The sequence below is a fragment of the Butyrivibrio sp. LB2008 genome (assembly GCF_000621565.1).
Taxonomy (GTDB): domain Bacteria; phylum Bacillota; class Clostridia; order Lachnospirales; family Lachnospiraceae; genus Butyrivibrio.
The window spans coordinates 22,895-30,320 of record NZ_JHXZ01000026.1; the positions used below are offsets into that span (position 1 = coordinate 22,895).

Here is a 7,426-nt window from a genome sequence, read left to right on the forward strand (position 1 = left end):
TAAAAGAACTGAGAGCTATCAGACGTAAAAATTTACGTTTGATAGCTCTTATTTTTGTAAACAATACATACATTTCACGCTTATTTAATGAATAATATGGTAAAATTAATGCATGAGTGAATACAGACGGCATAAAAAAAGTAAGAAGTTAATAGATGCCGAAAAGAGGCAGGGCGTGGAACTGAAGGAAAACGAGATTGACCGTCAGTTTCTTCCTTTGGATGAGGTTAATGGCTATAAGATAAGACCCGGCATGTATAATTTGTATGGGGCAACTATGCTTCCCGGTGGGATCAATTTTACAATTTATTCCAACGGCGCGACATCTATAACGCTTCTTTTGTATCACAGAAATGATAAGGAGCCTTTTGTGACGATTCCTTTCCCTGAGAGCTACAAGATAGGAAAGGTTTATTCAATGATCGTTTTCGGACTGGACATTGAAAACCTTGAATATTGTTATAGCGTCGACGGACCTTGGGATCCTGATAAAGGGCTTCTTTTTAACAAGGAAAATGTGTTGCTTGATCCTTTTGCAAAAGCAGTATCCGGACAGCGCATATGGGGTGAGAACATCGCATCGGGCGCATACAGGGCAAGAGTTGTAAGACAGAACTTTGCCTGGGATGATACGACAAGCCTTCGAATACCTATGTGTGATTCGATAATATATGAGATGCACGTAAGGGGCTTTACAATGGATGAATCGTCCGGTGTAAAGTGCAACGGAACTTTTGAGGGAATAACCGAGAAAGCGGATTATCTCGAATCACTTGGTATTACGGCAGTTGAGCTTATGCCGATATTTGAGTTTGATGAAACGAGAGATATGCGAGTGGCAAACGGTAAGATACTGCTTGATTATTGGGGATATAATACCACGGCTTTTTTTGCCCCGAATACAAGTTACTCGCATGAAGCCGAGCATAACAAGGAAGGCGTCGGCCTCAAATACATGATAAAAGAGCTCAAGAAAAGAAATATTGAAGTTATTCTTGATGTGGTATTCAATCATACGGCGGAAGGTAATGAATACGGGCCTTTTATCTCATTTAAAGGATTTGATAATAATATATATTATCTTCTTACTCCTGACGGAAAATATTACAATTTCAGCGGATGCGGAAATACTGTGAATTGTAATCATCCTATGGTTCAGGAGTATATTGTTTCATGCCTTAGATATTGGGTTGAAGAGTACAGGGTTGACGGTTTCAGATTCGATCTTGCAAGTATTCTGGGACGAGATCAGGATGGTTCACCGATGGAACGACCTCCGCTTATTCAGAGAATTGCCTATGATCCCATTCTCGGAAACGTTAAGCTGATTGCCGAAGCATGGGATGCAGGCGGAATGTATCAGGTCGGTAATTTCCCTGCATGGAAGCGCTGGGCAGAGTGGAACGGTAAGTACAGAGATGATATAAGATCGTATCTTAAAGGCGATATCTGGGCTGCGCCCGAAGCGGTCAAAAGAATTACCGGATCTATGGATCTTTACGGCGGAGCTTATATGGGATATGAGTCCTCTGTCAATTTTATAAATTGTCATGACGGATTTACACTTTACGATCTTTATGCCTATAATAACAAGCATAACGAAGAAAACGGCTGGAATAATACGGACGGTGCAAATGACAACAGAAGTTGGAATTGCGGGTATGAAGGTGATACTGACAATCCTGATGTTTTAAGCCTTAGATTCAGGATGATGCGCAATGCGATCACTGTTCTTATGTGCAGCCGTGGAACTCCCATGATCTATGCGGGAGATGAATTCGGCAATACTCAGCACGGCAATAATAATGCCTATTGTCAGGATAATGAGATTTCCTGGCTTAATTGGGAATATCTTGACAAGAATAAAGCATTTTATAACTTTTACAAGAATATGATCCGGTTCAGGAGAAAACATGCGGCGATACGAAAAGACCTTGAGAAGGCTAAGTGCGGCTATCCCAATGTGTCTGTACATACCGAGAATCCTGATAACGGCAATATTACAAAAGAATCAAGAGTTATTTGCGTGCGTTTTGCAGGTTATGACGAAAAGAAAGGTCATGATGACATTGTATATCTTGCTATAAACGTTTATTGGGAAGATATACAGATAATGCTTCCAAACCCGCCGGCAGGCGCTTATTGGGGGCTCTGCGTTGACACGGGAGGAGATGAAGACGGTAAGTATTATTTTAACCGCCCCAAACCTCTTACATGGAGAAATAAAACTTTGAAAGCCAGGAGTGTCAGCGTATTTATAGCTTCATACGGAGTTGAATATGGCAATCAATGATGAGCGTACGGATACAAATTTTATAGTGGGTGGATATGACTTTTTGTCTGAGCATGATGCCCAAAAAGCTTCTTTGGATATCTCTAAGATAAAGCTGCTTGAGGAAAGAGTTAAGGCAAGTAAACCAAATGATATACGTGCTGTATATGAGAAGGCTATAGAGAATAAAATATTTAAATCGCCGGTTGGATGGCATTACCTTGCAAAAATGCGTGAGAAGCTCTACGAGTGCGGTTTTACGGATGATGATCTTATTCCCATACCGATTCCCGTGACGCTTACGCGACATTCGGCTTTTGATAATCTGTCGGTCAAGCAGAGAATCAGACCTGAGACTAAAGACAACAAAAGGGAATTTAAGAGATTATTTCCCGTGATCCTGAATATCTTTTTGATAATAATAGTGATCGCGATGTTTTTTATAGCTTCGACAAGTGAAAGCGACAATATCATAAATTATAAAAGAAATATCACAAACCGTTATTCTGCGTGGGATCAGGAGCTTACGGAGAGGGAAAAAGAAGTTCGAAAAAAGGAAAAAGAACTTGGCATAGAAAGTCCTGAGCGGTATTATGATGATGCGAACAATGAAAGTAATTGAGGAGGAATCTTGTAGTGGATGACATAAAGATTTTGGTGGTCGATGATGAGAGCAGAATGAGAAAGCTCGTCAAAGACTTTTTGATAAAAGACGGATATATTGTAATTGAAGCCGGTGACGGACAGCAGGCTTTGGATATTTTTTATGAAGACAAAGATATCTCGCTTATTATCCTTGACGTTATGATGCCAAACAGAGACGGATGGGAAGTGTGCAGGGAAATCAGAAAGAATTCCAAAGTTCCGATAATCATGCTCACTGCAAAGTCAGAGGAGAGAGATGAACTTCTTGGATTCGAGCTTGGCGTGGATGAGTATATATCCAAACCTTTCAGCCCCAAGATTCTTGCTGCAAGAGTTTCAGCTATTTTGCGAAGAGCCAATATTGCAACGACCAATGAAGTAATGGAAGAGGGCGGAATCACAATAAACAAAGTCGCTCACAGCGTTACTGTCGACGGCAAGGATATCGAGCTTAGCTACAAGGAATTTGAACTTTTATCATTCTTTTTTGAAAACAAAGGAGTTGCTCTCTCAAGAGAGAAGATTCTTAATAACGTATGGAACTATGATTATTTCGGAGATGCGCGTACAATCGATACTCATGTAAAGAAATTGCGTGGAAAGCTCGGAAATAAGGGCGATATGATAAAGACAATCTGGGGAATGGGTTACAAGTTTGAAACAGACTGATAAAACTATCGATAACAGAATGAAGACGCATTCCATCAGGCTTGAGATCAGCGTAGCCTTTATTTCTACAATGCTTTTGACGTTTATATTGTGGTTCGTTATAAACTTTCTTTTTATGGGACGTTTTTATGTACAGAAAAAGAAAGAGAATGTAATCCAGGCGTATAAACAGATTGAAAGTGCAATATCAGACGGAGATATCACATCTGATATATTTAATCAGGAGATAAGAGATCTTTGCGTCAGATACAGTATAGAAATGCTCGTTATGGACACGGGGAATCAGATCATCAAAACTTCTTCCGGTTCGTCCGAAGCTTCAAAGAGCAGGGATTATCTCAGCGAACTGTTATGGGATAATATCACGCAGAGTAACAAAGTACATGAAGGACTTACCGTACTTGATAAAAGAGATAATTATACATTACAGATCTACAAGGATAACAGGAATGATATAAAATACCTTGAAATCTGGGGAATTGTAGGAAAGAAAGAGAATTTTATTCTTGTAAGATCCACCATGGAAAGTATTGAGGACAGTGTCGGAATCTCCAATACGTTCATGGCTTATGCGGGCACCGTGGCTATTTTTATCGGATCTATGATAGTTCTTATCATTTCAAAAAAAATCACGGATCCCATTAAGCGACTTTATCGTATTTCCGATGAGATGAAGGAGCTGAATTTCGAAGCAAAATACGACAATGACAGCAATTATAAAAATGAGATAGACATCCTTGGTCAGAACATGAATGAGCTCTCGGAGACATTGGAGACGGCCATTAAAGACCTTAAGAATGCCAATATTGCGCTTAAACATGATATTGCCAAAAAAGAAGAAATTGATGAGATGCGAAAGGAATTTCTTTCGAACGTATCTCATGAACTTAAGACTCCCATAGCACTTATTCAGGGTTATGCGGAAGGTCTTAAAGAGGGTATCAATGATGACGAGGAGAGCAGGAACTTCTACTGCGAAGTAATCATGGATGAAGCATCCAAGATGAATATCATGGTAAAGAAGCTTCTTACCCTTAATCAGCTTGAATTCGGTAATGACAGTGCCAATATGGAGCGCTTTGACATAGTTGAGATGATAAAGAACTATGTCAGATCCGCGGAACTTTTGGCAAAACAGAAGGATGTAACTGTAAAGTTTGGACGTTATCATCCGATATTTGTATGGGGAGATGAATTCAAGATTGAGGAAGTTCTCCAGAATTATTACAGTAATGCGCTCAATCATGTGAGCGGAGATAATATCATAGAAATAAAGCTTGTTCATAAAGACGGCAAGGTAAGAGTTTCTGTATTCAATACAGGAGATCCTATTCCCAAGGAGAATATCGACTATATCTGGGATAAGTTCTATAAGGTCGATAGAGCAAGGACAAGAGAATACGGCGGAAGCGGAGTCGGACTTTCCATTGTCAAAGCCATAATGGAAAGCATGCAGCAAAACTACGGCGTGATAAATTACGCGAACGGCGTTGAATTCTATTTTGAACTTGAGACTAAATGACAAAAGAGGATGACTTTATGCGTTTGAAAAAGTATTTTGTGCCAACACTTATGATCGGGATGGTTTTGGCTTTGACCGGATGCGGGGAACAGTTTCCTTCGCTTACGGAAGAAGAGTATGACCAGACCGTAGAGTATGCTGTGGGGCTTTTAATGAAATACTCGAGAAACGAACAGGCTAAGCTTACATATGTTGATTTTAATTCTGCCAAAAAGAAGAGGGAAGCTGATGCGCTGAAACTTGCTGAGGCGGAGATGGCCAAAGCACAGCCGGAAGAAGAACAGATTCAGAATGAATACGATGATAGTTCACAGGATATGAGCGGAGCAGATTCTTCTGCCGAAAGCGGAAGTTCTGAAAGTTCAAGCGAGACGGTTGATGTGGATGCTGAAAAAAGCGCGGTAGATGGTTCGGATGAAAGCGGAGCAGAAATCTCATTAGATGTAGTTGACGACAATTCAGGGGAAACGGGGAAAGATTCCAAGAATGGACCCGTAGGTGGCTCTGCTGATGTAAGCGATACGGGAGCAATAACTCTTTCTTCCGATCAGACGCAGGAAATATTGGATGACATTTTTTTATCTTATCAGGGATATTCGGTATCAAGTACATATCCTGAGAGCTCAAAGAGCTATGTTATAAACGCGGATAAGGGCAAAAAACTGCTCGTCCTAAGGTTTGACCTGTATAATGCTTCAAACTCTGCAAAAGAAGTAAATATGCTCAAATTAAATCTATTGTTCCAGATACTCTTAAACGGCAAAAATATCGGATATTCATCCGTTACATTCTTACCAAACGATCTTACTTCCTACATTGGAACGATTGATTCAAGGGCACATGAAAGCCTTGCCATACTGACGCAGATAGATGAAAAGAATGCATCAAACGTTGATACTCTCGGGCTTATAATGACGAGAAAAGGCAAGGATCAGAAGATTAATTTAAGATAATAATATATATGGCGGCATTTTTTGTAATGAAAAGTGCCGTCTTTTTTAAATCACATAAGATGGGAGAATGACATGATCAGAATAATTTCAGACAGCACGAGTGACCTTTCAAAAGAAATCATTGATAAGTATGGGATAGCCATAGTTCCTTTATATGTGAGGCTTGGGAGTGAGGAGAAAAAAGACGGAGTGGACATTACTCCCGAACAAATATACAAGTGGTCGAATTCAAGCGGAGAAACGCCTAAAACTGCGGCCCCTTCCGTTCAGGACTATATGAACGTACTTGAAGATAATTCGGGAGATGAATTCATTGTATTTACCATATCCTCAACAATGTCCGCAAGTAACAATAATTGCAGGCTTGCGGTTGAAGAACTTGAGATGGAAGACAGAGTAAGGGTGATAGATTCCGAAAATCTGTCTACCGGAATAGGACTTCTCATAATGGAAGCAGTGGATTGTATCGGTGAGGGAAAGTCTCTTGATGAGATAGTCGAGTATTTGGATGATGTAAAAAAAAGAGTCAGAGCAAGCTTTGTTATCGATACACTCACGTTTCTTCACAGGGGCGGAAGGTGTTCGGGAATTGCGGCAATTGTCGGAAACACTTTGAAACTTCATCCCAAAATTGTTGTAAGCGGCGGAAGTATGCATCCTGACAAGAAATACAGAGGAAGCTCTGATAAATGCATTATGAATTACGTAAAAGATATGAAAGATGAGCTTTTGCAGGCAAAAAAAGACAGGGTATTTATAACTCATTCCGGGTGTAATAGTGAAATTGTAGATGAAGTAAGGAATTTTTTGAAAAATTTAGATGTTTTCCTTGACATAGTTGAGACGAGAGCGGGCAGTGTGGTCTCATCCCACTGTGGGCCTGGCACTCTGGGCGTTTTGTTTATTTCGAAAACATGAGAAAATAACGTTTTTACATTGGAGAGGTATACGAAATACAGAAACTATCATATTTTCTCAAAAAAAATTGAAAAAATGTGTTGACATTAAATATACCCGGTGATATATTTATATTCGTTGCTGATGCAGACAAGAAACACTGCAAACGCAGTACTGGAGCGGGTTTAAGGCTCCTTGTACCTTGATAAATAAACAGTAATGCAACCCTGAAAGATTCCAAGAGAATAATTCAGAAAAATGTAAATTAACGGACAGAACGAAAAGCCAAGCTTAAGTTCTTAGCCGGATTAAACTTTTAAACGTGAGAGTTCGATCCTGGCTCAGGATGAACGCTGGCGGCGTGCCTAACACATGCAAGTCGAACGGAGATTTAACGCTGATGAAGCTTCGGCAGATTCTTGTTAAATCTTAGTGGCGGACGGGTGAGTAACGCGTGGGCAACCTGCC

The 7,426-nt window shown here is 40.1% G+C and carries 6 protein-coding genes and 1 rRNA gene; all 7 read left to right on the top strand.

Annotation, left to right across the window (positions count from 1 at the left end):
* Nucleotides 1–112 precede the first annotated feature (112 nt).
* Nucleotides 113–2,293 carry an alpha-amylase family glycosyl hydrolase gene (locus tag T356_RS0109440; protein ID WP_026514278.1) on the top strand — a complete coding sequence of 727 codons (2,181 nt, stop codon included), beginning with the start codon at nucleotides 113–115 and terminating at the stop codon, nucleotides 2,291–2,293.
* A complete protein-coding gene (locus tag T356_RS0109445; protein WP_026514279.1) occupies nucleotides 2,280–2,894 on the top strand; it encodes a hypothetical protein in 615 nt (204 codons plus the stop codon). The genes T356_RS0109440 and T356_RS0109445 overlap by 14 nt, the downstream gene beginning before the upstream one ends.
* A 14-nt stretch (nucleotides 2,895–2,908) precedes the next feature.
* Nucleotides 2,909–3,586, top strand: coding sequence for a response regulator transcription factor (locus T356_RS0109450; protein ID WP_026514280.1), 678 nt, complete (start codon nucleotides 2,909–2,911; stop codon nucleotides 3,584–3,586).
* The gene (locus T356_RS0109455) at nucleotides 3,573–5,108 is read left to right on the top strand and encodes a sensor histidine kinase (protein WP_330370916.1); all 1,536 of its coding nucleotides are present in this window, start codon (nucleotides 3,573–3,575) and stop codon (nucleotides 5,106–5,108) included. Before T356_RS0109450 ends, T356_RS0109455 begins: the two co-directional genes overlap by 14 nt.
* Before the next feature lie 17 nt (nucleotides 5,109–5,125).
* Nucleotides 5,126–6,061: a hypothetical protein gene (locus T356_RS0109460; protein WP_155839015.1), complete on the top strand. Its 936-nt coding sequence runs from the start codon at nucleotides 5,126–5,128 to the stop codon at nucleotides 6,059–6,061.
* Between the two features lie 72 nt (nucleotides 6,062–6,133).
* Nucleotides 6,134–6,979, top strand: coding sequence for a DegV family protein (locus T356_RS0109465; RefSeq protein WP_026514283.1), 846 nt, complete (start codon nucleotides 6,134–6,136; stop codon nucleotides 6,977–6,979).
* 297 nt (nucleotides 6,980–7,276) lie between these two features.
* A 16S ribosomal RNA gene (locus tag T356_RS0109470) occupies nucleotides 7,277–7,426 on the top strand; the annotation flags it as partial.

Coding starts and splice junctions, on each gene's coding strand:
- T356_RS0109445 (WP_026514279.1), top strand. CDS start 2,280: ATGGCAATCAATGATGAGCGTACGGATACAAATTTTATAGTGGGTGGA.
- T356_RS0109460 (WP_155839015.1), top strand. CDS start 5,126: ATGCGTTTGAAAAAGTATTTTGTGCCAACACTTATGATCGGGATGGTT.
- T356_RS0109465 (WP_026514283.1), top strand. CDS start 6,134: ATGATCAGAATAATTTCAGACAGCACGAGTGACCTTTCAAAAGAAATC.
- T356_RS0109440 (WP_026514278.1), top strand. CDS start 113: ATGAGTGAATACAGACGGCATAAAAAAAGTAAGAAGTTAATAGATGCC.